This window comes from Arthrobacter sp. ok909 (genome assembly GCF_900104405.1).
Lineage (GTDB): Bacteria > Actinomycetota > Actinomycetes > Actinomycetales > Micrococcaceae > Arthrobacter > Arthrobacter humicola.
Genome location: NZ_FNJS01000020.1, coordinates 34,013 through 58,880 on the forward strand (window position 1 = coordinate 34,013; position 24,868 = coordinate 58,880).

Annotated in this window: 18 protein-coding genes; 10 read left to right on the forward strand and 8 right to left on the reverse strand. The window is 66.1% G+C overall.

Annotated elements, in window-relative coordinates:
* Positions 1 to 135 precede the first annotated feature (135 nt).
* Positions 136 to 3,786 (forward strand): methionine synthase, encoded by a 3,651-nt coding sequence (gene metH, locus BLR03_RS15605; protein WP_091254333.1) that lies wholly within the window; start codon positions 136 to 138, stop codon positions 3,784 to 3,786.
* Positions 3,787 to 3,837: 51 nt separating this feature from the next.
* The gene (locus BLR03_RS15610; RefSeq protein WP_254788533.1) at positions 3,838 to 4,605 is read left to right on the forward strand and encodes a DUF6994 family protein; all 768 of its coding nucleotides are present in this window, start codon (positions 3,838 to 3,840) and stop codon (positions 4,603 to 4,605) included.
* A 60-nt stretch (positions 4,606 to 4,665) separates the two neighbouring features.
* On the opposite strand, the gene BLR03_RS15615 is transcribed toward BLR03_RS15610, so the two are convergent.
* The 4 genes from BLR03_RS15615 to BLR03_RS15630 form a co-directional block, all read right to left on the reverse strand.
* Positions 4,666 to 7,530, reverse strand: coding sequence for an ATP-binding cassette domain-containing protein (locus tag BLR03_RS15615; protein ID WP_091254338.1), 2,865 nt, complete (start codon positions 7,528 to 7,530; stop codon positions 4,666 to 4,668).
* Positions 7,527 to 8,084 carry a hypothetical protein gene (locus BLR03_RS15620; RefSeq protein WP_091254339.1) on the reverse strand — a complete coding sequence of 186 codons (558 nt, stop codon included), beginning with the start codon at positions 8,082 to 8,084 and terminating at the stop codon, positions 7,527 to 7,529. Before BLR03_RS15620 ends, BLR03_RS15615 begins: the two co-directional genes overlap by 4 nt.
* 108 nt (positions 8,085 to 8,192) lie before the next feature.
* Entirely contained in the window at positions 8,193 to 8,894 is a 702-nt protein-coding gene (locus tag BLR03_RS15625) for an SCO1664 family protein (protein ID WP_091254342.1), read from the reverse strand.
* Positions 8,895 to 8,907: 13 nt separating this feature from the next.
* Entirely contained in the window at positions 8,908 to 9,579 is a 672-nt protein-coding gene (locus tag BLR03_RS15630; protein ID WP_091254344.1) for an MSMEG_4193 family putative phosphomutase, read from the reverse strand.
* Positions 9,580 to 9,665: 86 nt separating this feature from the next.
* Here BLR03_RS15630 and BLR03_RS15635 point away from each other — a divergent pair, with 86 nt between their 5' ends.
* On the forward strand, positions 9,666 to 11,054 hold the full coding sequence (locus BLR03_RS15635) for a sigma 54-interacting transcriptional regulator (RefSeq protein WP_091254346.1): 1,389 nt from the start codon (positions 9,666 to 9,668) through the stop codon (positions 11,052 to 11,054).
* Positions 11,055 to 11,069: 15 nt separating this feature from the next.
* Complete coding sequence (locus BLR03_RS15640) at positions 11,070 to 13,073, forward strand: vWA domain-containing protein (protein ID WP_091254348.1); 2,004 nt, start codon at positions 11,070 to 11,072, stop codon at positions 13,071 to 13,073.
* A 21-nt stretch (positions 13,074 to 13,094) separates the two neighbouring features.
* Here BLR03_RS15640 and BLR03_RS15645 read toward each other — a convergent pair whose 3' ends face one another.
* From BLR03_RS15645 to BLR03_RS15655, 3 genes are all read right to left on the reverse strand, one after another.
* On the reverse strand, positions 13,095 to 13,766 hold the full coding sequence (locus BLR03_RS15645; RefSeq protein WP_254788534.1) for a M15 family metallopeptidase: 672 nt from the start codon (positions 13,764 to 13,766) through the stop codon (positions 13,095 to 13,097).
* A gap of 254 nt (positions 13,767 to 14,020) precedes the next feature.
* Complete coding sequence (locus BLR03_RS15650) at positions 14,021 to 15,364, reverse strand: MFS transporter (protein WP_254788535.1); 1,344 nt, start codon at positions 15,362 to 15,364, stop codon at positions 14,021 to 14,023.
* A gap of 25 nt (positions 15,365 to 15,389) precedes the next feature.
* The gene (locus BLR03_RS15655) at positions 15,390 to 16,802 is read right to left on the reverse strand and encodes a M20 family metallopeptidase (RefSeq protein WP_091254355.1); all 1,413 of its coding nucleotides are present in this window, start codon (positions 16,800 to 16,802) and stop codon (positions 15,390 to 15,392) included.
* Positions 16,803 to 16,940: 138 nt separating this feature from the next.
* Between BLR03_RS15655 and BLR03_RS15660 the strand changes: the two genes are divergently transcribed.
* Complete coding sequence (locus BLR03_RS15660; protein ID WP_175460578.1) at positions 16,941 to 17,831, forward strand: LysR family transcriptional regulator; 891 nt, start codon at positions 16,941 to 16,943, stop codon at positions 17,829 to 17,831.
* Positions 17,832 to 17,887: 56 nt separating this feature from the next.
* On the opposite strand, the gene BLR03_RS15665 is transcribed toward BLR03_RS15660, so the two are convergent.
* Entirely contained in the window at positions 17,888 to 19,147 is a 1,260-nt protein-coding gene (locus BLR03_RS15665) for an NYN domain-containing protein (protein ID WP_091254359.1), read from the reverse strand.
* A 170-nt stretch (positions 19,148 to 19,317) separates the two neighbouring features.
* Between BLR03_RS15665 and BLR03_RS15670 the strand changes: the two genes are divergently transcribed.
* From BLR03_RS15670 to galE, 5 genes are all read left to right on the forward strand, one after another.
* The gene (locus tag BLR03_RS15670) at positions 19,318 to 20,079 is read left to right on the forward strand and encodes a MerR family transcriptional regulator (protein WP_091254361.1); all 762 of its coding nucleotides are present in this window, start codon (positions 19,318 to 19,320) and stop codon (positions 20,077 to 20,079) included.
* A 211-nt stretch (positions 20,080 to 20,290) separates the two neighbouring features.
* Positions 20,291 to 21,217, forward strand: a complete 927-nt coding sequence (locus BLR03_RS15675; RefSeq protein WP_091254363.1) for a C2 family cysteine protease — start codon at positions 20,291 to 20,293, stop codon at positions 21,215 to 21,217.
* A 271-nt stretch (positions 21,218 to 21,488) separates the two neighbouring features.
* Positions 21,489 to 22,640, forward strand: a complete 1,152-nt coding sequence (gene galT, locus BLR03_RS15680) for a galactose-1-phosphate uridylyltransferase (RefSeq protein ID WP_091254366.1) — start codon at positions 21,489 to 21,491, stop codon at positions 22,638 to 22,640.
* The gene (gene galK, locus BLR03_RS15685) at positions 22,637 to 23,809 is read left to right on the forward strand and encodes a galactokinase (RefSeq protein ID WP_091254368.1); all 1,173 of its coding nucleotides are present in this window, start codon (positions 22,637 to 22,639) and stop codon (positions 23,807 to 23,809) included. Before galT ends, galK begins: the two co-directional genes overlap by 4 nt.
* On the forward strand, positions 23,806 to 24,843 hold the full coding sequence (gene galE, locus BLR03_RS15690; protein WP_091254370.1) for a UDP-glucose 4-epimerase GalE: 1,038 nt from the start codon (positions 23,806 to 23,808) through the stop codon (positions 24,841 to 24,843). The genes galK and galE overlap by 4 nt, the downstream gene beginning before the upstream one ends.
* Positions 24,844 to 24,868: the final 25 nt, after the last annotated feature.

Consider the following 24,868-nt stretch of genomic DNA (forward strand, 5'->3'; position numbering starts at 1 on the left):
AGTCTACGAAAGTGAGGCCCTTCCCGACTGATCGGGCCCGTGTCGTGACTCGAGGGTCTCAGGAAGACGACCCCCGCCGTCGTAGTACATGGAAATACAGCGCACTGCATACTGCCCCGCCCGTAGTCTGTTTAGATGCCTCGTTTTGCGCTTGATATTGAGTCCGTCCCCCGCCCCGTCCGTTCGCAGGAGCTGCTGGATGCAGTGAACCACCGGGTCGTCATTGCCGATGGGGCGATGGGCACCATGCTGCAGGGGCGTGAGCTGTCGCTCGAGGACGACTTCCTGGGCCTTGAAGGCTGCAACGAGATCCTCAATGCCACGCGTCCGGATGTCCTCGCGGACATTCACGACGCGTACTTCGCCGTGGGTATCGATGCGGTCGAAACCAACACCTTCGGCGCGAACTGGTCCAACCTCTCTGACTACGGCATCGACGACCGGATCGAAGAGCTCGCCCGGAAGGGCGCGCAGATCGCCCGGGACCGTGCCGAAGCGGCAGAAAAAACAGACGGGCGGATGCGGTGGGTACTGGGCTCGATGGGGCCGGGCACTAAGCTCCCCAGCCTCGGCCACACCAGCTACGACTACCTCAAACAGGCGTTCGCGCTGCAGGCCGAGGGCCTCATCGACGGGGGAGCGGACGCCTTCCTCATCGAGACCAGCCAGGACCTCCTGCAGACCAAAGCCGCGGTCAACGGCTGCAAGCAGGCGATCGTCACCCGCGGCATCCGGCTCCCGATCTTCGTCGAGGTGACCGTCGAAACCAACGGAACCATGTTGATGGGCTCCGAGATCGGCGCTGCGCTCACCGCCCTCGAACCGCTCGGCGTCGACGCCATCGGCCTCAACTGCGCCACCGGGCCGGATGAGATGAGCGAGCACCTGCGCCACCTCTCCAAGCAGTCCACCGTAGCCATCGCCTGCATGCCCAACGCCGGCCTGCCCGTCCTTGGTGCCAACGGCGCGCACTACCCGCTCTCACCCACCGAACTCGCCACTGCGCACGAGCAGTTCGTGCGCGAATTCGGCCTGGGCCTCGTGGGCGGATGTTGCGGTACGACGCCGGAGCACATGGCCGCCGTCGTCGAGCGTCTTGCGCCCTTGCGCGCCAGTGTCGCTGTCACCAGCGGCGGGAGGGGCGCTGACGGCAGCCGTGTTCCCACCGAGCGTGAAGCCGGCATCGCGTCCCTCTACCATCATGTGCCGTTCGACCAGGAGTCTGCGTACCTCGCGATTGGCGAGCGCACCAACGCGAACGGCTCGAAGGCGTTCCGCCAGGCGATGCTCGACGAGCGTTGGGACGATTGCGTCGATATCGCCCGCGAGCAGGTCCGCGTCGGCGCCCACCTGCTCGATGTGTGCATTGACTACGTGGGGCGCGATGGCGTGGCCGACATCAAGGAGGTCGTCTCACGTTTCGCGTCGGCCTCCACCCTCCCGTTGGTCATCGACTCCACCGAACCACCCGTCCTGCAGGCCGGGCTCGAACTCATCGGCGGACGGCCGGTGGTCAACTCCGTCAACTACGAGGACGGTGACGGCCCGGACAGCCGCTTCGCGCGCATCATGCCGCTCGTGAAGGAACACGGCACCGCTGTGATCGCCCTGACCATCGACGAGCACGGTCAGGCACGCACAACCGAGGGCAAGGTGGCCATCGCCTCGCGCCTCGTCGACGCCCTGGTGGGCGAATGGGGCATGCGCGTCGAGGACATCATCGTCGACTGCCTGACCTTCCCTATCGCCACCGGCCAGGAAGAAACCCGCCGGGACGGCATCGAAACGATCGAGGCCATCCGCCAGATCACCACGAAATATCCCGGCATCCAGACCACTCTCGGCGTCTCCAACGTGTCCTTTGGCCTGAACCCGGCAGCGCGCATGGCCCTGAACTCGGTGTTCCTGCACGAGGCCGTGCAGGCGGGCCTGACCAGCGGCATCATTGACGCCGCCAAGATTGTGCCGCTCGCGTCGCTGCCGGAAGAGCAGCGCAAGGTGGCGCTGGACCTCATCTGGGACCGCCGCGAATACGACGCCGACGGCAATGCCACGTACGACCCCCTGAACAGCATGCTGGACCTGTTCGCCGGCGTCGACACCGCAGCGCTCAAGGACCAGCGCGCCGCTGAACTCGCCGCGCTGCCCACCGGCGAACGCCTGCAGCGGCGCATCATCGACGGCGAAGGCAAAGGCCTCGAAGAGGACCTCGACCTGGCGCGCGCCGAAGGCATGACCCCGCTGGGCATCATCAACGATCAGCTGCTCGAAGGCATGAAGGTGGTTGGCGAACGCTTCGGCGCCGGCGAGATGCAGCTGCCCTTCGTGCTGCAGTCCGCCGAGGTGATGAAGAATGCGGTTGCCCTGCTCGAGCCCCACATGGAGAAGTCGGATTCCTCTGGCAAGGGCACCATGGTGATCGCCACCGTGCGCGGCGATGTGCACGACATCGGCAAGAACCTGGTGGACATCATCCTCACCAACAACGGCTACAAAGTGATCAACATCGGCATCAAGCAGGGGATCGCCGAGATCATGGCCGCAGCCGAGGAGCACAACGCCGACGTGATCGGCATGTCCGGCCTGCTGGTGAAGTCCACTGTGGTGATGAAGGAAAACCTCGCCGAACTGCAGTCCCGGGGGCTCGCGAAGAAATGGCCGATCATCCTCGGCGGCGCAGCCCTGACCCGTGCATACGTGGAGCAGGACCTGGCGGAGCAGTTTGAAGGAACCGTCCGGTACGCCAAGGACGCCTTTGAGGGCCTGGCACTCATGGAGCCCCTGGTGCAGGTGGCCCGCGGCGCCGACCCGGCCGCCGTCGGACTTCCGCCGCTGAAGAAGCGGATCCACAAAGGCGGCCCGAAGTTCACGGTGACCGAGCCGGAGGCGATGCCCGGCCGGTCCGACGTCGCCTCCGACAATCACGTGCCTTCGCCGCCGTTCTGGGGCACGCGCATTGTGCGCGGCGTCGCACTCCACGACTACGCTACTTTCCTCGACGAACGCGCCACCTTCATGGGGCAGTGGGGGCTCAAGCCCGGCCGCGGCGAGGACGGCGCCTCCTATGAGGAACTGGTGGAACGCGAGGGTCGGCCGCGCCTGCGGTACTGGCTGGACCGCATCCTCGGCGAGGGAATGCTTGACGCGTCCGTCGCGTACGGCTATTTCCCGGTGGTCTCCGAGGGGGAACAGGTGGTGGTGCTGCACCACGGGGAGGACCGCGACGGCGTCCTCGGCACCGCGGGACTGCTCGCCCCCGACGGCGGCTCAGGCGGCCCGATCGGCACCGAGCGGCTGCGCTTCGACTTCCCGCGCCAGCGCCGCGACCGGCACCTGTGCCTCGCCGACTTCGTCCGCTCGCGCGAATCGGGACAGGTGGACGTGCTGCCTGTGCAGCTGGTCACCGCCGGCTCCAAGATCGACGAGGTGACTGGCGAGCTGTTCAAAGGAAACCACTACCGCGACTACTACGAACTTAACGGCCTGGTTATGCAGCTCACCGAGGCGCTCGCGGAATTCTGGCATGCGCGCATCCGCTCGGAGCTGGGCTTCGCTTCCGAGGAGCCGAAGGACAAGACCGGGCTGTTCAAGCTCGACTACCGCGGTGCGCGGTTCTCGCTCGGATACCCCGCGTGCCCGGACATGGAGGACCGCCGCAAGGTAACGGAACTGCTGCGTCCAGAGCGGATGGGCGTGGTCCTGAGCGATGAGCTGATGCTGCACCCCGAACAGTCCACCGACGCGTTCGTGTTCCACCACCCGGAGGCGAAGTACTTCAAGGTGTGAGTTGGGGTCTGAAACGGCCTCAATGTCTTGACGTGCGCATACACTGCCACCATGTGCGTCTTTGATACTTCATTCGACTACAAGACCGACAAGCCTGCGAAGACCAGACCCGACGCGGACAGGGACAGTCCGAGGCTCCGGTTTGACCATGCGCTGCTGTGGACCAAGGAGCTGAACTCCGGCGTCAAATTCGCCCCGACCCCGCCATCGGCCCGTCGGAAGGGCTACCTCATCTTCACCGACGACTCCGAGACCAAGCACTGGTACGGCAGCGACGCCATCACCGCCTCCTACACAAACTGGCTACGTCCGAGGCCTCTGGTCGACGCCATTGCCGGTCTGAACGAGGAACAGCGGTCCCGCTACCTTAACCCGCCGTACACCATCGGCAGTTCGATGATTTGGCCCGTCAGGAAGAAGGACCGACCCACCATAAACACGTCACGAGGGTTCGGTCCCTCAGGTCGGCTGATCGCTGACCGGATGGACCTCACCCTTGAGTGCATCCGGCGTCACTACGGTGGAGAGCAAGAGAGCCCCCTAACCAGTGTCCTCAACGCCTACGAGGACTTCTTCGCGCTCTTCGACGGGTTCGCGGAGTTCGTGGACTTCTTCCACCTGCAAGACCTCGTGACGCCCGGCTACGACGAGGTTCTGTTCTACCTGCCGTTCGACCAATTCGAGCGTTCGGGCACACCGGCCACAACCGAGGAGTTCGTGACGTACCGGGAGGCCACGTTGGAGTTCATCGCAGGACGGGGGCGGCGGATGGCCAAGTGGGTCATAGAGAACCACCCCGACATCGAGGTTCGCGAGTAGCGCCCTAGAGGTTCTGCGATAGGTCGGGAACAGCGTGCAAGGGGTGTCCCACCGGTGTCCTCAGACTCCGAGCTGGAGCCGGTCCGTGTCCTCGGCGGGTTGGGCCTGTGCGGCCTGCCTGCCCCCGCTGGAGACCGGCTTCACCCGCCGGAGTGCGGCGAGAATGGCCCGCCCCACCAGGGTGATTCCCATGATCGTCGTGATGGCACGCAAGGTGTCCCATCCGGCGGTCGAGGTCAGGAGCGTGTAGAGCAGGAAGCTGCTGAGGTTGGTGGCCAGCGGCGCGCCGGGCACGTAGGAAATGCCAGTACCGGCACCCACCGCGAAGGGCCAGAACCACAGATTTGTCATCAGGCCGAACGCGTAGGACGCCAGGGCCCCGTAGCCGCACAGCATCCATAGCTCGGCTCTGCCCCGCACCTTGCGGGGGAGCAGGCCTGCCCCGGCGCCCACCCACGCGCAGGCGAAGATCTGGAACGGTGACCAGGGCCCGATGCCACCCCACAGGACGCTGGACACGGCGATGGTGACGGCTCCGAGGAGCAGGCCGAAACGGGCACCGAAGGCGCGGCCGGCCAGGATCAGCAGGATAAAGACCGCCTCCACACCGCCGACGCCGGTGCTCGCCACCCGCACCGCCGAGCCAATGGCGGCCAGCACGCCGAGCAACGCCACCGTATGCGCGGAGCGGACCGAGCCGTCGAGCGACACCACGACGGCGACCGCGGCGAGCGGCGCGATGGCCAGCGCCGCGTAGGGGAGGGCCGCGGCGGCATCCTCCGGGAGGGCTGCGGCGAGCAACGGCCAGCAGAACGCTGCCAGGGCAAGAAGGTTTGCAGCCGCGAGAACTGCGAACTCCACGCCCCGCGGCATCCGGAAGTGGCGGGCTTTTGCTGCTGCACCCGGATTGTCCGGCCGTGGGTCGATGAACCGCGGTGCGGCGATGCGTTGTGCTGTCATGCTTTGTGCTGTGACGGCACTGGCCGGGGCGGCCTCTGTCACGGATGAGGGGGCGACGCCGTCGAGCATCGGGAGGATCCGGGCGCCGAGGCCGCGGGCAAAATCGAGGTCGTGGGTGGCGATCAGGACCGCCGCGCCGTCGTCCGCTGCGGCCCGGAGCGCAGCCGCGACGGCTGTGCGTGCCTCGTAATCGAGCCCGCGGGTCGGCTCGTCGATCAGGAGTACCTGCGGGTCGTCCATGGTCTGCAGCGCGATGGCAAGGATCCTGCGCTCCCCGGCAGAGAGGTCCCGCGGGTGCTCGTGTCCAATCGGCATCCGGACGTATCCCCGCAGGCGTGCAAGGCGCGATTCCGCAGACCCCGGCGGAAGCTGGTCACTACCCGGGCGACGCCGGTTCGAACGACGCGAGTCACGTTCCCGGCGTCGCTCCGCCGCCCTGAGCTCTGCCGCGACGGTGTCCCGCGTGAAGAGGTCGTCGGAGGCGTCCGGCACGAGGGCCACGTGGCCGCCGACTGTGCTTTCATCGTGCGTGCCTTCCCCCAGGGCGAGCGCCACAAGGAGGGACGACTTCCCGGCCCCGTTCGGCCCCACCAGGGCGACCACTTCACCGCGGTGCAGGGCCAGGGATGCGTCGCGCACGAGCGGCTTGCCCTCGCGGTGCACCGCGAGGTTTGTCGCAGTCAGTACGGGTGCGTGCTCCGTTTCTGACACGGGCGTCGGATACTCAACGGCCGGGGCCGACGCGGACGGCGCGACGCCGGGCATCAGCGTGCCGTCGTCGAGGGTCCACCAGGCGTCGGCAACGGGCACGAGAGCTTCCGCCCGGTGCTCCGCCACGATGACGCAGACACCCCCGTCGCGGGCGAGGGCGCCGAGGACGGCGATGACGCGTCCGCGTGCTGCGGTGTCAAGGTCGGCCAGGGGCTCGTCAACCAGGAGCAGGACCGGATGGTCCACCACCGCGGCGGCGATGGCTACGAGCGTTGCCTCACCCGCCGAGAGGGTGCTGACATTCCGGTCCAGCAGCGCCGACACTCCGATGCGCTCCGCGACCTCCAGCGCCCGGGCCTTGGCGGTGCCGGAAGCCACGCCGCGCAGCTCAAGTGCGAGGGAGATTTCGTCCCGGACCCGGGTGGTGGCGAATGCGGCGCGGGGATTCTGCAATACGACTCCGATGAGGCGGGCGGTATCGCGCGGCGGCGTGGCGGAACGGTCCGTGCCGGCGACGCGCACCGTGCCGGAAATATCTCCACCGTCAACGTGGGAGAGGAGGCCCGCGATACCTCGCAGGATCGTGGACTTGCCGGAGCCCGTCGGCCCGGTAATGACCGTCATTGACCCGCTCGACGGCGTGAACCCGGTGACGCGCACCTGCGTGTCACCAATGCGGAATTGTGCGTCTGGGATGAGAACCGGTGCTTCGGTGGCGGTGGCGGGGGCGGGTTCGTGTGCTGTCCGGCTGCCGAAGCCGCGCAACTCCAGGGCCGCGGCTACCCTTCCGGCGTGCTCGAGGGTGCGCTCGAGCACGGGAACAAGGGCGCGGGGTCCGAAGCGTTCGCCCCGCAATCGAAAAGCCAGGCGTACGGAGGTCACGGCGTCGGAGAGCGCCGGGAGCGCCGCCCAAGCCACCACAAGCGTCCGGGCCGTGCCCTGCAGGGGGCCGCCGCGGGCCAGGTGCCGGAAGCCGCGGGCCACGTCCACCCAAGCGTTGAGTATGCCGAAGACGAGGATCATTCCGGCGATCGGCAGGGCGGACAGGACCGCCGCCCACAGGCCGGGCGCCGTAACCGGGCCGAGGAGGACCACATGGGCATACGGGGCAGGCAGCGGCACCGGCGGCATGTTCAGCAGAACGGGTTCACCGGTGCCCGCCCCGTTGAAGAGAATGCGGTAGAGGACCCGCGCCGCGATGAAGACGGCGGCGAGAGCCGCCGCTGCGCGTAACGGCGCGGGTCGAAATGTCATGCCGCGGGTGCGGCCGGTGCGTCGTCGACCGTGAAGAGCAGTTCCAGGCTCTCTCCCGCGTTGACCTTCAGGGTGCCGAGGCCTTCCTGCGCGTATGCCCAGGCGCCGGAGGCCGGCTTGACCCAGAGAGCCCAGTAGGCAAAGGCGGCGGGCATCTTGCTGCAATCTTCCCGGTACGTGCCGCCCTTGTGGGCGATGTCGAAGTCTGCGGCGGGTACACCGTTCACACGGCACACCAGTTCCTTGGGATATGCGGCAGTGCCCTCGATCTTCACCTTTGCATCTTCGAGCACCTTGGAAGCGAGAGTCGGCGCGTCCACGGGAACGCAAACGGACGTGTCAGCGGCGGCCTGCTTCAGGGCGCCCGAATCGGTGATGACCTTCACGCCGGTGCAGGGCTCGGAGGCGGCGCTGGAGGAAGTTGCTGCCGGGGAAGCCGGTGCAGAGGAGGTGGGCTGGGTGGCGGCCGGCGTCGAACAGGCGGCGAGGGAAAACAGGAGACCTGCGGCGGCGAAGGAGCTCGCGGCGGCGGTGCGGATTTTAGTCAATGTCACCCGTCAAGGGTAGGGCGTTGCTGGTCCGGATCCGGATGCCGTCGCGTTGTGTGACGTAAGGTCTCTAATAAATCCAAAGCCGCTCCGCCTACGCCGCGTATTGCCCTCCTAAACGAGCGGCCACGGGTACCGCATGCCGGTGCGGTCAACCGGCAGCACCCGTGCGCGCAGCAGGCGCTGCACGCGGTGCTGCAGGGCGGTGATCTCGTCGTCATCGAGGAGCTCGGCCACCCCGGGGGGTGTTGCCTCTGCGAGCGGAGCGATGTCCTCGAGCAGGGCACCGGGGATGGGTTCACCGGCGAAGTCCCAGATCACGGTGCGTAGTTTGAAATCTGCGGAGAAGCACAGCCCGTGGTCAATGCCCCACACCCGTCCGTTGTGGCCACGCAGCACGTGGCCGCTCTTACGGTCGGTGTTGTTGGCGACGTAGTCGAACACGGCGATCCGCGCCAGCTCGCGGTGGGTCTCGGGGGCGTCCTCGTACAGCGTGAAGTAGTGCTCCTGGAAGTCGCACTCGATGAACCACTGCAGCGACCCGATCCCCAAGGGGGCGTCCTCGCGGATGACCGTCGCCGGCACGAGTCCCCACTCCAGGGACTCGCTGAGCAGGTACGCGGCGCGTTCCCGCCGGTAGAGCCCCGGCTCGAAATCGGACAGCGGCCGTTCCCCGGCCTCCGGCTTGTAGACCGCATACGCCTCGTCCTCCTCGCAGGAGACCTGGACGAGGAACGTCTCGTTGCTGCTGCGCGGGATGCGCCCGAGCAGCTCGATGCGGCCCTCGGCGAGCAGTGTCAGCTCCCGGCCGGACACCGTCTGCCCCCGTTCACTGTGCCCTCAACCCACTGAGCGGCTCCGCCGTCGAATTCACCATCAGCACCGCCGGGTCCTGACCCTCAACGAACGAGATGGCCGACACCGAGCCCGGGCTGATGACAATGCGCTGGAAGAGGTCCAAGTGCGTGCCCAGGGCGTGGGCAACCGCGGCCTTGATGGGATCGGCGTGGGAGAAACACACGACCACGCCGCCGGCGTGGGCTGCACGCAGGGCCTCCATCGCGCCGACGATCCGCGCCTGCATCTCCGGAAAGCTCTCGCCCTTGGGGAAACGGAAGGCGGACGGGCTGTGCTGGACCGTCTGCCATTCCGGAAGGGCCGCCAAGTCGGCGATCGCAGATCCGGTCCAGTCGCCGAAGTCGCATTCGAGCAGCCCGTCGTCGTGCTTCACGTCCAGTCCCGTTCGTGCCACAGTCGGCTCCGCCGTCTCGCAGGCGCGCTCCAGCGGGGACGAATATAGGGCGTCCACCGGTAGACCAAAGAGCCGGTCCGCGACCCGTTCAGCCTGGGCTCGGCCCCGCTCGGACAGATGCAGTCCCGGCGCGCGCCCCGGCAGGACCGTTCCCGTCGTCGGCGTCTCCCCATGGCGCACCAGAAGGAGGAGCGTGCCCTGCCGCTCAGGTGAAGTGACGGGTGCCGGCGTTGCTGCAGTCATCAGCATCCAGCGTATGCCGCACTCGGGCCCAAAGCTCAGGAATCTCAAAGAATCCCTCGATTCCCCGCCGGGTACAGGTCTACGGTGGAGGAGTGAGTGATCGCCCCGATATCTTCACTGTTGGTGAACTCCGTGCCTCCGGCCACGTTCACAAGGACCTGCGCCGCGAAATTCGCGACAACCTGCTCGCCGCGCTCGCCGCCGGCCGAGATCCTTGGCCCGGGATGTTCGGCTTCAGCCGGACCGTCCTGCCCCAGCTCGAGCGGGCGCTGCTCGCGGGCCACGACGTCGTCCTGCTCGGCGAACGCGGACAGGGCAAGACCCGGCTCCTCCGCACCCTGGCCGGCCTTCTGGACGAGTGGTCGCCGGTGATCGAGGACTCGGAACTGAACGAACACCCGTATGAACCGATCACGGAGCACTGCCGGGCCCTCGCCCTCACCGAGGGGGACCGGCTCCGGGTGGCGTGGCGTCACCGCTCGGAACGGTACGTTGAGAAGCTTGCGACGCCGGACACCTCCGTCGCCGACCTGATCGGCGACGTCGACCCGATGCGCGTGGCCGAGGGCCGCCGTCTCGGGGACCCGGAAACTATCCACTACGGTCTGGTGCCGCGCTCCAACCGCGGAATCATCGCCATCAACGAGCTGCCCGACCTCGCCGAGCGGATCCAGGTCTCGATGCTCAACGTGATGGAGGAACGCGATATCCAGATCCGCGGCTACGTGCTGCGGCTGCCGTTGGATGTCTTGGTGGTCGCGTCCGCCAACCCGGAGGACTACACGAACCGAGGCCGGATCATCACGCCGCTGAGGGACCGTTTCGGTGCCGAGATCCGCACTCACTACCCGATAGAGCTCGACGACGAGGTCGCCGTCATCCGGCAGGAGGGGCACCTGGTGGCCGGCGTTCCGCCCGTCATCCTCGAGATCCTGGCCCGCTATACCCGGGCGCTGCGGCAGTCTCCGGCGATCAACCAGACCTCGGGAGTCTCCGCGCGGTTCGCCATCGCGGGTGCCGAAACCGTCGCCGCGGCGGCCCTGCGCCGGGCCAGTGTGCGCGGAGAAGACGAAGCCGTCGCCCGGATCATCGACCTGGACGCGGCAGTGGAGGTCCTCGGAGGGAAGATTGAGTTCGAGTCGGGCGAGGAAGGGCGGGAACAGGACATCCTGGACCACCTTTTGCGCATGGCCACCGCGGAAGCGGTGCGGGCGCACTTCCACGGCATCGACATGGGTCCACTCGTGGCCGCGCTGGACGGTCACTCCACGGTGACCACCGGGGAACTGGTCACGGCGCGGGAGTTCCTCCAAAATCTCCCGTCCCTCAACGGATCCAGCCTCTACGACGAAATCACTGAGCGCCTGGGCGCGACGAACGACGGGCAGCGAGCCGCCGCCGTCGAACTTGCCCTGGAAGGCCTCTACCTCGCCCGGCGGATCTCCAAGGAGTCCGACGACGAGGCGACGATCTACGGCTAAGGACAGGAGGGCCCCATGAGCGTTCACAACCGGTCCCGATACGGCCGGTACACGGGAGGACCCGATCCGCTCGCCCCGCCGGTTGACCTGGCAGAGGCACTTGAGGCCGTCGCCGAGGACGTCATGGCAGGCTACTCGCCCCGGCACGCCCTGCAGGAGTTCCTGCGGCGTGGCGGCCGCAGCCGGGAAGGGCTCGATGACCTCGCCGGTCAGGTGCAGCAGCGGCGCAGTGACCTGCTGAGCCGGCACCGGCTGGACGGCACCCTCAACGAGGTGCAGAAGCTACTGGACACTGCGGTGCTGGAGGAGCGGAAACAGCTCGCCCGCGACGTTCGGATGGACGACACGGACCGTGCCGTACGGGAGATGCAGCTGCAGAACCTGCCGAAGTCCACGGCGGCAGCGGTCAACGAGCTCGCCTCCTATGACTGGCAGTCGAGCACCGCCCGGGACGCCTACGAGCGGATCAAGGACCTGCTGGGCCGCGAGATCCTGGACCAGCGGTTCGCCGGGATGAAGCAGGCGCTCGAGGGCGCGACGGAGGAGGATCGCGCGGCCGTCAGCGAGATGCTGCAGGACCTTAACGAGCTGCTCGACAAGCACCGGCGCGGCGAGGACACGGATGCGGACTTCCAGGAGTTCATGGCCAAGCACGGCCACTTCTTTCCGGAGAACCCGCAGTCGGTCGAGGAGCTGGTGGACGCGCTCGCCCAGCGGGCGGCCGCAGCCCAGCGGCTCCTGCAATCCATGTCCGCCGAGCAGCGCGAGGAGCTGATGCGGCTCTCCGCGCAGGCGTTCGGCTCGCCCGAGCTTATGGCACAGCTGGGCCAACTCGACGCCAACCTGCAGGCATTGCGCCCCGGCGAGGACTGGTCCGGCTCCGAACGCTTCGAGGGTGAGGAGGGACTCGGACTCGGTGACGGCACCGGCGTACTCCAGGACATCGCCGAACTCGACGAGCTGGCCGAACAGCTGTCCCAGTCCTACAACGGGTCACGCCTCGACGACCTGGACCTCGACGCCCTCGCCCGCCAGCTCGGACAGGGTGCCGCCGTGACGGCCCGCACCCTCGCGGAGATCGAGCGGGCCATGCAGGACGGCGGCTACCTCCGGCGCGGGGCCGACGGCGATCTCCGGTTGTCACCGCAGGCCATGCGACGGCTCGGCAGGTTGCTGTTGCGGGACACCGCCAAACAGCTCTCCGGCCGACAGGGGCGCCGGGACACGCGCGTCGCCGGGGCGGCCGGCGAGCAGACCGGCTCCAGCCGCCCGTGGGAGTTCGGCGACGCCGAACCGTGGGACGTCACCCGGACCATCACCAACGCGATCCGCCGCACCATCGCCGACGGGGGTGATCCGGGGCGCGGATTGCGCCTCGCCGTGGGTGACATCGAAGTGACCGAGACGGAAGCGCGCACACAGGCCGCCGTGGTCCTGCTCGCGGACGTGTCCTTCTCGATGGCCGCTGAGGGACGGTGGGTGCCCATGAAACGCACGGCGCTTGCCCTGCACCACCTGGTCACAACCCGGTTCCGCGGCGACCGGCTGCAGCTGATCACGTTCGGCCGCTACGCGCAGTCCATGGATATCGGCGAGCTCACGGCCCTGCCGGCCCTGCGCGAGCAGGGGACCAATCTGCACCACGGTTTGCTGCTCGCCGGCCGATTCTTCCGCCAGCACCCGTCGATGCAGCCCGTCCTCCTGGTAGTGACCGACGGCGAACCCACCGCGCACCTGCTGGCCGACGGCGACTCGTGGTTCAATTGGCCGCCGGACCCAGAGACCATCCGGGTCACCATCGCCGAGCTGGACCGCCTTGGGCGTGCCGGCACGCAGGCCACGTTCTTCCGGCTCGGCGACGACCCGGGCCTGGAACGGTTCGTCCAGCGGATGGCCCGTCGAATCGACGGCCGGGTGGTGGCGCCCGACGCCGGTGATCTGGGAGCTGCCGTGGTGGGGGAGTACCTCCGCGCACACTTCCGCGGACGCTCCTACGACGAGGCCGACTGGGCTACATAGACGGGTCTGCGCGCGGCTCCCTTATTGGAGATAATCCGGGGCCGCTTCCAGGCCGAAGTAATCCTCAAGGGTCTCCGTGCTGCTCATATCGAGAGCGACGTTCTTTCCCACATAGCGCAGATGCCATGGCTCGTAGGCGTAGCCGGTAGTGTCCTCGGCGCCGGCCGGATATCGGATGATGAATCCGTAATCCCGGCAGTTCTTAGCCGCCCACTGCCCCGCCGGGGTATTCGCGAAGCAGGCTTGCAGGGCACAGGTTCCGCTGGCATTGCCGATGTCCATCGCCAGGCCGGTCTGGTGCTCGCTGTAGCCGGGTCTCGCGGCCAAGGTATCCGCCGTCGCCTGTCCGTACTGGCTCACGTAGCTGTTATAGAGGCTGGCCTGCTGGCTGTACGAACGGTAGCCGCTGACGGGGATGATGTTCACGCCGGCCGCTTTGGCGGCCTTGGTCAGCTGTTTGTAGGCGTCCGCGGCCTCAGCCCGCAACCGTTCCCCCTGGACCCTGACCAGCTGCGCCGGTACGTACGTGGCAGGGTTCAGCTGCCGGTGTTTGTTGACCACAACCTGCAGGCTGGAGGCGGAACTGATGTCGTAGCCCGCCGCGGCCACTGCCGCCACCGACGGCGCGATCATGCCGAGCGAAAGCACCAGCCCCGCCACGGCACCTGTCATCCTGCTGATTCCTTTAAGCACGAGGGCTCCTAAGAAGTGTCCGGAACAGATGCGCGAACTCTATCGGTCTGCAGGGGCCAGGGTCGAGGGGACTCGTTGAGGGTCGGCCCAGGCGAAGGGCACGGCACAACACGTTAAACGCAAGCGGACGACGGCGGGAGGTGTGTCCCGCCGTCGTCCGTTCGGGAGCAGCAATCAGGCCCGGGGCTCGCCTGGGATGACTCCAGCAGCCCGCCGCTGACCAAGCGTCAGGGGTCAGTTTAGGCTCTCGTTTATCACCGGATCCCGCGGTACTTCATGCCGCAGCTCAGGGCAACGATACTGAGGCAGGAGAGTGCGGCGATGTAGTAGCCGGGGGACATATTCTGTCCGGTCGCTTGGACGAGGAACGCGGCGATCATCGGGGTGAAGCCTCCGAAGACGGCGACGGCAGTGTTATAGCTGAATGACAACCCGGTGGCGCGGGCCCGGGCGGGGAAGGCATCGGACATGACCGACGGCAGAGCACCGAAATAGATGGCCTTGAGTAGCGCGAGTATGACCATGACGGAGGCCAGAACGAAGAACGTGCGTCCGGCATTGAGCCAAAGGAACAGCGGAATTACCGAGATTCCGATGGCGCAAGCTGCAGGAATCATTATTTTGGTTCTGCCGTACTTGTCAGACAAGTGCCCCACCATGGGAGTTCCGAACGTCAGAATGATGCCGGTGAGAACGAGGCAGAAGAATGACGACGATTTGGGGAGCCCGAGTTGTTGGATGCCGAAGGTGGGCATGTAGTCAAGGATGAAGCTCATTGCAGTGGATACGACGAGGGCGCCGCCAGCGATAAGGATGCCCACTTTCTGGCTCTTGAAGAGGTCGCGGATCGGCTCGTGGCGTTCCGGATCGGGCCCGTGGTCTATGGGTGCTTCGTCGACGAATTTGCGGATGTAGTAGCCGGCAGGTCCAACCAGAAGTCCGAAGACGAACGGTATCCGCCAGCCCCAGGACATCATGTCTTCGTTTGACACCACCGTTGTGAGCGCGACAACGAAGATTGCTGCGGTCAGTGATCCCAGACCCTGACTGGCGAATTGGAAGCTTCCCAGGAAGCCGCGGCGTTCTGAGTTTTGTGCGATGAGGTAGGACGTTGCCGCGCCAAACTCACCGCCGGCGGAGAAGCCTTGAATGAGACGTGCCACGATGATCCCAATGGGCGCCAGAATGCCGATGGAATCATAGTTTGGCATGAACGCGATCAGCGCGGTTCCCAGCACCATTAGGCGGATTGTCAGCATCAGACCTTTTTTGAGGCCCTTCCGGTCGGCATAGGAGCCAAGGACCAGGCCACCCAACGGGCGGATCAGATAGGACGCGCCGAAAACTGCGAAAGCCTGGATGACCCCGGTGGCAGGATTATCGGATGGGAAGAAGTTCCTTCCTATGTAGATGGCCAGCAGCGCGTAGATGGACATGTCGAACCATTCGAGCGCATTGCCGATCGTCGCGGCCGCAACCCCGCGGACGGGCGAGGTCATTTTTTGCGGGGGCGTCCTGTTTAGGAACGGGTTGCCGGCTGATGGTTTGGGGCCGGCGACGACAGTTCCTGTCGGGGAGGCCTTTTGTGCAGGGTTCATTGTTTTGCTCCGGTATTTGGTTGGCTCAGGCTGTGGTCGCGGAGAGCGGAAGTTCGGCGTTGACGCCGGTCTGGCCCAGATCGTAGAAGAGGCCGCAGGCGATCTGCAGACCCTGGCTGGCGATGGATGCCAGCATGTGTTCGTTGGGTGCGTGCTGGAGGCAGCCGGGATAGGAGTGCGGGATCCAAAGCGTCGGAAGCCCCAGAATGCCCTCAAAGACGTGATTCGGCAGGGAACCGCCGATGTTCGGCAGCACTGTGGGCTGGATGCCGGTGGTGTTGTGGATGGAACGGCGTGCCCATTCCACCCAGGGATTGGCGGGGTCGAGGCGGCTCGCGGGAAAGAATGTCGTTTGGCGCACCCGCACCATTTCGAATCCGTGGCGGTCAAGGTGGGCCTGGATGGTGTCTTCGACAGTGTCTGTCGGCGTGCCTGCCACGAACCGGAGCTGGAGTATCGCACGTGCCGAGCCCGGGATCGCGTGGATCGGTGCTCCGATGTCGCCGGAGCCAAGGGCCAGAACCTCCAGGGCGTTCCAGCCGTAGAGTCTTTCGGCTGGTGTGAGGCCGGTGTCCGCCCAGTCAGTGTCGATGTGCGGGTCCCCGGGAGCGTGAGGAATGGCAATGTTGCTGAGCGCCGTTTGCACGGACTCGGGGATGTTTGTTGGAAGCAGTTCCGGCAAGAGAATCCTTCCGTGTCCGTCGATTAAGGTGCCGATGGCGGCTGCCAGTGTGGTTCCCGGGTTGCGCAACAGACCGCCCCAGTTGCCGGAGTGGTAGCTGCCGGACCGGAGGTTGACGTCCAGTTCAAACGTGATTCCGCCCCTCGATCCGAGAAAGATTGTCGGCGAGTCCGCGCTCAGTCTGGGGCCATCTGATGCAATGAAGACGTCCGCTGCCAATTTGTCTTTGTTGACCGAGGAAAATTCATCCAGCGAGGGCGACCCGATCTCCTCGCCGCATTCAAAGAGGAATTTCAGATTGAAGCCCAGGTGGCCATTGCTTTTCAGCAGGATGCGCAGCGCCGCAAGGTTGATCAGATGCTGTCCCTTGTTGTCGGCCGTTCCGCGGCCGTACCAGCGGTCGCCGTCAGCGGCGAGGATCCACGGGCTGCGGTCGTCGTCCCAGCCATCGTCCTGACCACCGACAACATCTGCGTGCCCGTAGCAAAGGACGGTTGGAAGTTCCTCGGACTCGAATCGGGTGCCGACCAGAAACGAGTTGGTCCCGCCGTTCCAGTGGGGATGAAGCTCAGTGTCGCAGCCGAGTTCGGCCAGGGCTGGAACGAGAACATCTTCCAGGTATGCTTTCAAGGCAATTCGCCCGGCTGCGGTAGCACTCTCCGTCTGGTAAGAAACCAGGCGCTTCAGCTCCTCGAACAGTTGTCCGTCTGAAGCATATGCCTCTGCAATGCTTGATATTTCCTGCGGAAGGGTCATGGTCGGTGCTCCTGGGATAGTGCCTTGTGCCGGGTGAACGGAATCAACGTTAGGAGTGCGCCAGCTCACAAACCAGCATCGTTTTATCAAGTGGCGTTGACTTCAAGGCAAACCGGAGCTTAGATGGGGCCAATGAGGATGCTTCCTACTGCACTGCTCTATTTTCATGACGTGGCCCGAACCGGTTCAATTACGGAAGCTGCCATCGCCCAGCACGTGTCGGCGTCCGCCATTAGCCGGCAGATAAGCAACCTGGAGCGCACGATCGGCGTCACGCTGTTTGCGCGGCATCCGCGAGGAATGACGTTGACGGAGGCTGGACGGCTCCTACTTGCGCACGCTCGGCGAAGTGAAGCCGAAGGAGAGGCGCTGATCCGGGAACTTCAAGATTTTGACAAGCGGCAAAAGCGGATCATCAACATTGTCAGTTCTGAAGGGCTTGCCAGGTGCAGGGTTCCCCGGGCGATTGCCCGATTCACCGTGGACTATCACGACGTCGACTTTCACTTGGATGTGGTCTCTTCAGCCGAAGCGACGCGGATGGTCGTCGACGGCCAGGCAGACATCGCCGCCGTGTACGCGCTGGGGCTCCAACGTGATGTGACCGTTGAGTTTTCCGCGGCCGCTCCGGCCTTCGCCGTGGTAGCCACAGGACATCCGCTCGCGGATCGAAGCAGCGTGAGCCTGGACGAACTGTGTGCATATCCGCTTACCCTTCCCGCCAAAGGCCTCAGCCAGCGAGAGCTTTTCGACATAGCCGTGCAGATGGAACAGATTTCGCCGCGGATTGCACTGTCGGCCGATCAGGTCAGCCCTGCCTTGGAATTCGCCCGGGCAGGAGCCGGGGCGGCATTGATGAGCCGTCTTGTGGCTCATCCGGAGGGGGAGGACGGGCTTGCCTTCGTGGCTATCGATCATCCGGTATTTCACCAGCGGCAGGCGCAGATTCAGACGATGGCCGGCCGGCGCAGACCTGCGGTGCAGACGGCCTTCATTGAAGTCTTGGCAGAGGTTCTTGCCGAAGGCTAGCTAGCTAGCGCAGGAGAAAGACAACAACCGGTGGTCCTGGTGCGTGGGGCGCAGCCTTAGGCCCGGGAATTGCCGGCGTCGGGCTCCAGCAGGCCGCCGCCGGCCCAGCGCTTGAGCGCGAGCTTCTCGGCGTCGTCGAACTCCATGAGCGCCAGACGGCAGAGCTCTTCAACGTTCCTGGCCCACGCGGCGGCGAGGTCCCTAGCAGTCATGTCGTCGGCGAGGGAGCCGCCGGCGTACACCACGCCCTGGATCACGAAGTTGACGGCCGAGCGGGACACCGGCTGGCCGGCCGCCACACAATCGTCCCGGACGGACCGGGCGAGTTCGCTGCGGTTGCCGGGGTGCTCGCGGAGCTTCGCCTCCAGCGAGACGAAGACCTGCCGGAACTGATCGGCGGAGAGGGCCGGCACGTCGGTGACCCGGGTGACCTGCTCCTCGATCGCCGGCCTGCCTTCGGAGGCCAGCGAGGACAGCTCCGGCGAGAACCGCTTCGCATCCCACACCCAGCCGGGCGACGGCGTGGACGAGTATTGGACGCCCTGGCCGATCTGCGCGATCCAGGCCCCGAACTTTCCGTGACCGCCCCAATCGGTCTTCAGCGACGGGTCAGCCGTCAGGGCCCTGTGCGCTGCCACGGCCCCGGTGACCGGACCCGGCGCGGCCTGCACCAGGGCCCGGACCTCGTCGGCGGCCGTCGTCGCGGCCACGGAAACACCCGGCGCGGTGCGGAGCGGGGCGGCAAGTCCGGCGGACGGCACCATGCGGGGGATCTCGGCCGAGGTGCCGTTGAGGATTGCGACGAAGTCGTGGGACTCCACCACGCTGTCGGCCATCTCCCGGTACGCGAACGCCACAGCGCCGGCGGCGATGACCGTCGTCATCCGGTCGGCAGCCCGGAACCGCTGAACCAGCGAGGTGAAGTCCGCATCCGCCGAGGCGACGAAGAATTCCTCAACATGCGCCGCTCCGGACAGCGCATCCATCGCGTCCAGGACCAGGTTGATGTCGGTGCTGGACTTGCCGCGCTGCGTGAGGGACGGGCAGTCGATCACGCGGAAGCCCGCCCGGGTCCAATAGGGCCGGTACTTGGAGTAGATCACCGGGTTGAGGTAGCAGTTGCGGATCAGGAAGCGCCGGGATTCCGCGCCTGTGCCGCCGTCGGCCAGCGCTTCCGTCCAGTGCTTGGGATCCTCGGCGAACCTCTTGGCCGCGGCGGGGTCCAAGGCCATCAGGCCCGTGTAGACGTTGTCGAAGTCCACGAACATCGCGGCGCGGATGCCAGGCCGTCGGGACTGGGGGAGGGGATCACTCATCGGCTCAGTGTGTCAGCACGAGGGCGGACGTGCCAGATGTGTCGTTCCCGTTGGCGTCGGGTTGCACCGGCAGTCCCGGTCCGCTCGGGAAGGGACGGGGTTGCCGCCCCGCGCCGCTTCGGCGACGGTCTCTTGCACCTCACGCGACGTCAGGAACTAGCGTTGTCTGCATGGCAGATTCAACCGGGGATGAACCACTGTGGAGTATCGGTGAACTTGCGAAAGCGTGCGGCGTCACGGTCCGGACACTCCATCACTATGACGAGATCGGGTTGTTGTCCGCAGGCAGGAGAACGGCTTCCGGCCACCGCCGCTACACCGAGCAGGACCTGCGGAGGCTCTACCGGATCAGGGCCCTTCAGATGCTCGGATTGCCACTGGCCGAAATCGCCACCGCGCTGCAACCCACGGACGATGACCTGCCCTCTCTGCGGATACTCCTGCAACAGCAACTGGTTCATGTTCGTCGCCACGTCGAGCAGGTCCAGATGCTCCAGAACCGGTTAGGGAATCTGCTGTCCCGCCTCGACGGGCCGGAAACGCCCACCCCGGAACAATTCTTGACAACGTTGGAGATGATCACGGTGCTCGAAAACCACTTCACCCTGGAGCAGCGCCAGGAACTGGCGGCCCGCAGGCTTGAACTCGGTGAAGATCGGGTTGAGGAAGCCAAACGGAAGTGGGCCGCCCTGGTCGAGGAAGGCCTCCGGTACGTGGATGCCGGCACACCGGTGTCTGAGCCAGCCGTCCAGGACTGGGCAAGCTCCTGGGACGAAGTGGGTTCAATGTTTCACTCCGGCGACCAAACCAAAGCCGCGGCACGGGCCATGTGGGAAGACAACGGTGAGGCGCTTAGCGCCAACCTGCCATGGTCCACAACTCAACTGGCCGGTCTGATGGCCTACCTCCAGAGGGCGCGGACACAGCTCTGAGCGGGCCAAGCCGCGGTCTCCCCTGTGACTTCCATGTGTTTTGCCTGTGGATCCTCCGCCGGTCCTTGCGCAGGTCTGGTTGCCTACGGCAAGCTGTTCATTAGTTGGCGACTTGATCAGCTACCAGGTCCGACGGCGAGGATGCCGCTGGACCTTGGCGCGGCAATGTCGCCGCCCAGGCAGGAGCCCGCAGAACGGGAGGGCACGTCACATGAAACGTGCAGCATTCGGATCAGCTAAATTTCGCGCCATCGGCATTTACTCATTGATAGCTGTGGTGGTGATTCTCGGAATTTCGCTTGTTTTCATCTACCGGGCGACCGTTACGCCGAACTCCACGTCGAGTCCGGGAGCATCGGCGCCTCCGGAGGCATCGGGGCCTGCGGGCACAAACCCCTCGGTGAGTCGCGGGACCTACCAGGCAGTACCGAATCAGGTGCTGTTTGCGCTTGATACTAACGGTAAGCCGAATATTTCTGGCGACCTGACGAATATCAAGCAGGGCGACGTCGGAGACTGCTATTTCCTGGCGGCCCTGCTGACGGTGGCCGCGCGGGAGCCCGACACCATTCAAAACATGATTCACGACAATGGTGACGGCACTTACACCATTTCATTTCACAGCAAGTATGACGGGGTGCCCAATCCGGTGCAGGTGACGGTCAACGGTGACCTCCCGTATCGCCGCGGCAAAACCGTCGAAAATGGCATCGAAAATATCGGTGGCAAGAACGTTTCGTGGGCGGCGATTATCGAGAAAGGCTGGGCGGCCGCGAACGGCAACAGCTATAAAGGCATCGAAGGCACGGACCTCAGCAACGCCCAGGATCACGATGTGCACAATGGTCTCTATGCCATCACCGGCAAGGTGGGCGTCGACCGCAACCCCGGCGGCCCCATGACGCAAGTGAGCTTTGAGCAGGTCCAGCAGGATTTCGCGAACGGCCTCGTCACGCTGGGGACCTCAAACTCCAACGGCAGGCTGGTATCCGACCACTCCTACGCAGTGCTGGACGTGAACGCCTCCGACCAAACCGTTGTGGTGGGAAATCCGGAGGGCGGGCAGGAGACCTTGCCGTTTGACACCTTCCGGTCCACGAACATCAACCAGTACATCGCGATCCCCACCTACCCCTGAGAAACAGGCAGCTGAACGAACGACGGCGGGCAAGCGCCGCTGTCGGAAGCACCCGTCCTGCGGTTCGGAGCCGGTTCGGAGCCGGTTCGGCTATCCGGTCTCGGCCGCTGCCAGGCCCGTCGTCGTCGATGCGCGCCCCCTCCTCCATGGCAGCGATCGTGCTGATGCCCACGTGCGGTCCGCAATGCGAACGACCCGTCCTCGCAGCACCGGCAATGTTTCACTTTGTTCGATATTGTTTTCATTCGAACGTTAGTGTACAAATGTGAACATGACATGCATCACTACGACTTTCCTGGCCGACGGCCGGGAGATCCTCTACTTTGACGATGCCGGCACAGCGGAACGGGCCCCCGAATCCCTGACGGACCACCGCGAACTGCCCGTCCGCCCGGACCCGGGCCAGTTGCGCTTCGACGCGCTCAGCCGGGAATGGGTCGCCGTCGCCGCCCACCGGCAGTCCCGTACGCACCTGCCGCCGGCGGACCAGTGCCCGATCTGCCCGACGACGCCGGCCAACCTGACCGAGATTCCGGCTCCGGACTACGACGTCGCTGTCTTTGAAAACCGCTTCCCCTCACTGGGCCCCGCCGCGAGCGAGCTCCCGACGGCGCTTGCCTGGGGAACCTCGACGCCGGCCGTGGGCCGCTGTGAGGTGGTGGCGTTCACCCCGGAGCACACCGGGTCCTTCGCCGAACTGGGCTGGCGCCGCACACGGACCGTGATTGACGCCTGGACCCACCGGACCGAGGCCCTCAGCGCCCTGCCCGGAATCCGGCAGGTATTCCCGTTTGAAAACCGGGGCGCCGAGATCGGCGTCACGCTGCACCACCCGCACGGGCAGATCTACGCCTACCCCTACGTGACGCCGCGTGCCGCCGTCCTGGCCGCCGCGGCCGGCGCGTACTTCGATGCTTCGGACGGCACGGCAACGCTCGCCGCGTCCGTCCTGCAGGCCGAGCGCAGTGACGGCAGCCGCATGGTCCTGGAAGGCGAACACTTCAGCGCCTATGTGCCGTTTGCCGCGCGCTGGCCGCTGGAAGTCCACCTCGTCCCGCACCGTCAGGTTCCGGATCTGGCCGCGCTGAGCGGGGCCGAACGCGATGAGCTGGCGCACCTCTACCCGGATCTCCTGCGGCGCTTCGACGCCCTGTACCCGACGCCGACCCCCTACATTGCGGCCTGGCACCAGGCCCCTCTGGAGACGGAGATGCGCCGGGCCGGCCAACTGCATCTGCAGCTGACCTCCCCCCGGCGTGCCGCCGACAAGCTCAAGTACCTGGCGGGCTCCGAAGCAGCGATGGGGGCCTACATCAACGACACCACCCCCGAATCGGTCGCCGCCCGGCTACGGGAAGTGGCCAGTGACGTCGCCGGCACCGCAACCCGCACCACCCTGACCCCGGAAGGCGCCCCTGCATGAACACGACCACTCGCGCCGACGCCCATCCGGACAGCCTGATCAGCCGCTTTGAGGCCACCTTCGGGGCCGCCCCGGACGGCGTCTGGGCCGCCCCAGGGCGGGTGAACCTGATCGGTGAACACACCGACTACAACGAAGGCTTCGTGCTGCCCTTCGCCATCGACAAGCGGGCGACGACGGCGGTCCGGCTCCGGGGCGACTCCACCGTCCGGCTGCTGTCCACCTCCGGCGACGACGGCATTGTGGAGGCCAACGCCGCGGCCTTGACGCCCGGCAGCGCGCCCGGCTGGGCCAAGTACCCCCTGGGCGTCGTGTGGGCGCTGCAGCAGCGCGGCGTCGAGGTTCCCGGCTTCGATCTGCTGCTGGACTCCGATGTCCCGCTGGGGGCGGGCCTGTCATCGTCCCACGCGATTGAATGCGCCGTCGTGACGGCCCTCAACGAGCTCACCGGTGCAGGGCTTTCGGCCCAGGAGATGGTCCTGCTGACCCAGCACGCCGAAAACGCGTTCGTCGGCGCGCCGACCGGCATCATGGACCAGTCGGCATCACTGCGCGGCACCAGCGGCCACGCCGTCTTCCTCGACTGCCGGGACCAATCCGTTCAACTCGTGCCGTTCGAGGCGCAGGAGTCGGGACTGGTCCTGCTCGTCATCGACACGAAAGTCTCACACTCCCACGCCGACGGCGGTTACGCCTCCCGCCGCGCCTCCTGCGAGCTCGGCGCCGAGGTCCTGGGCGTGCGTGCCCTGCGGGATGTCGCCGTCGCCGACCTTCAGAACGCCAGCGAGGTGCTCGATCCGACCACCTTCCGGCGGGTCCGCCACATCGTCACCGAAAACGACCGCGTCCTGCAGACGGTGGACACCCTCCGCTCCCAGGGCCCGGCCCATATCGGTCACCTGCTCGATGCCAGCCACGCCTCAATGCGCGACGATTTTGAGATTTCCTGCCCCGAGCTCGACCTCGCCGTGGACACGGCCCGGACCCACGGCGCCATCGGTGCCCGCATGACCGGCGGCGGGTTCGGCGGCTCGGCGATCGCCCTGACTCCCGTGGAGCATGAGCAGGACGTCCGCGACGCCGTCGTCCGCGCCTTTACGGAGGCGGGATTCACCCGGCCGGAAATCTTCACCGTCACCCCGGCGGCCGGAGCGGAGCGCATTCAATGAGAATTCTGGTCACCGGAGGCACCGGATACATCGGTTCGCACACCGTTCTGTCCCTGCAGGAAGCCGGCCATGAGGTGGTGGTGATCGACAACCTGGTCAACTCCAGCGAGGAATCGCTGCGCCGGGTTGCCGAGCTCAGCGGCACGCCCGTGGCCTTCCGCCGGGTGGACCTGGTCGAGGAGCCGGCCGTGGACGCCGTCTTCGCCGAATACCCGGTCGACGCCGTCATCCACTTCGCCGGCCTCAAAGCCGTCGGTGAGTCCGTCCGGGAGCCCCTGATGTACTACCACAACAACCTCGTGGGCACCCTGAACCTGCTCCGGGCGATGGACCGGCACAACGTCCGGTCAATCGTCTTCAGCTCCTCGGCGACGGTATACGGCGAACACAACCCGATCCCCTACGTGGAGAAGATGGAGATCGGCGCCAACAACCCCTACGGCCGGACCAAGGAACAGATCGAGGATATCCTTGCCGACCTCGGAGCGGCGGACGGCCGCTGGCACATCGCCCTCCTGAGGTACTTCAACCCCGTCGGCGCCCACCCCTCCGGCCGGATCGGCGAGGATCCGCAGGGCATTCCCAACAACCTTGTACCGTTCATCGCCCAAGTGGCGGTGGGCCGGCGCGAGAAGCTGATGGTGTTCGGCGGCGACTACGACACCCCGGACGGCACCTGTCTGCGCGACTACATCCACGTGGTGGACCTGGCCGAAGGACACGTCGCCGCGCTCGACCACGTGGCGGGCCGGGCCGGCGTCTTCCGCTGGAACCTCGGTTCCGGCAAGGGCTCCTCCGTGCTCGAGGTCCTGCACTTCTTCGAGAAGGCCGTGGGCCGTCCGATCCCTTACGAGATCACCGGACGCCGCGCCGGCGACCTCCCCGCCTTCTGGGCCGACTCGGCCTCGGCCCTGGCGGACCTGAGCTGGTCCACCACGAGGACTGTGGATGAGATGTGCGCGGACCACTGGCGCTGGCAGAAGAACAACCCGCACGGCTACAACGCTTTGGGTGCACCGCAACAGGCGGAATAGACCGCCGGCCAAGTACTCAATCCGG

Coding starts and splice junctions, on each gene's coding strand:
- BLR03_RS15615 (WP_091254338.1), bottom strand. CDS start 7,530: ATGACATTTCGACCCGCGCCGTTACGCGCAGCGGCGGCTCTCGCCGCC.
- metH (WP_091254333.1), top strand. CDS start 136: ATGCCTCGTTTTGCGCTTGATATTGAGTCCGTCCCCCGCCCCGTCCGT.
- BLR03_RS15650 (WP_254788535.1), bottom strand. CDS start 15,364: ATGAACCCTGCACAAAAGGCCTCCCCGACAGGAACTGTCGTCGCCGGC.
- galT (WP_091254366.1), top strand. CDS start 21,489: ATGACATGCATCACTACGACTTTCCTGGCCGACGGCCGGGAGATCCTC.
- BLR03_RS15640 (WP_091254348.1), top strand. CDS start 11,070: ATGAGCGTTCACAACCGGTCCCGATACGGCCGGTACACGGGAGGACCC.
- galK (WP_091254368.1), top strand. CDS start 22,637: ATGAACACGACCACTCGCGCCGACGCCCATCCGGACAGCCTGATCAGC.
- BLR03_RS15675 (WP_091254363.1), top strand. CDS start 20,291: ATGAAACGTGCAGCATTCGGATCAGCTAAATTTCGCGCCATCGGCATT.
- BLR03_RS15655 (WP_091254355.1), bottom strand. CDS start 16,802: ATGACCCTTCCGCAGGAAATATCAAGCATTGCAGAGGCATATGCTTCA.
- galE (WP_091254370.1), top strand. CDS start 23,806: ATGAGAATTCTGGTCACCGGAGGCACCGGATACATCGGTTCGCACACC.
- BLR03_RS15610 (WP_254788533.1), top strand. CDS start 3,838: ATGTGCGTCTTTGATACTTCATTCGACTACAAGACCGACAAGCCTGCG.
- BLR03_RS15665 (WP_091254359.1), bottom strand. CDS start 19,147: ATGAGTGATCCCCTCCCCCAGTCCCGACGGCCTGGCATCCGCGCCGCG.
- BLR03_RS15660 (WP_175460578.1), top strand. CDS start 16,941: ATGCTTCCTACTGCACTGCTCTATTTTCATGACGTGGCCCGAACCGGT.
- BLR03_RS15630 (WP_091254344.1), bottom strand. CDS start 9,579: ATGCTGATGACTGCAGCAACGCCGGCACCCGTCACTTCACCTGAGCGG.
- BLR03_RS15670 (WP_091254361.1), top strand. CDS start 19,318: ATGGCAGATTCAACCGGGGATGAACCACTGTGGAGTATCGGTGAACTT.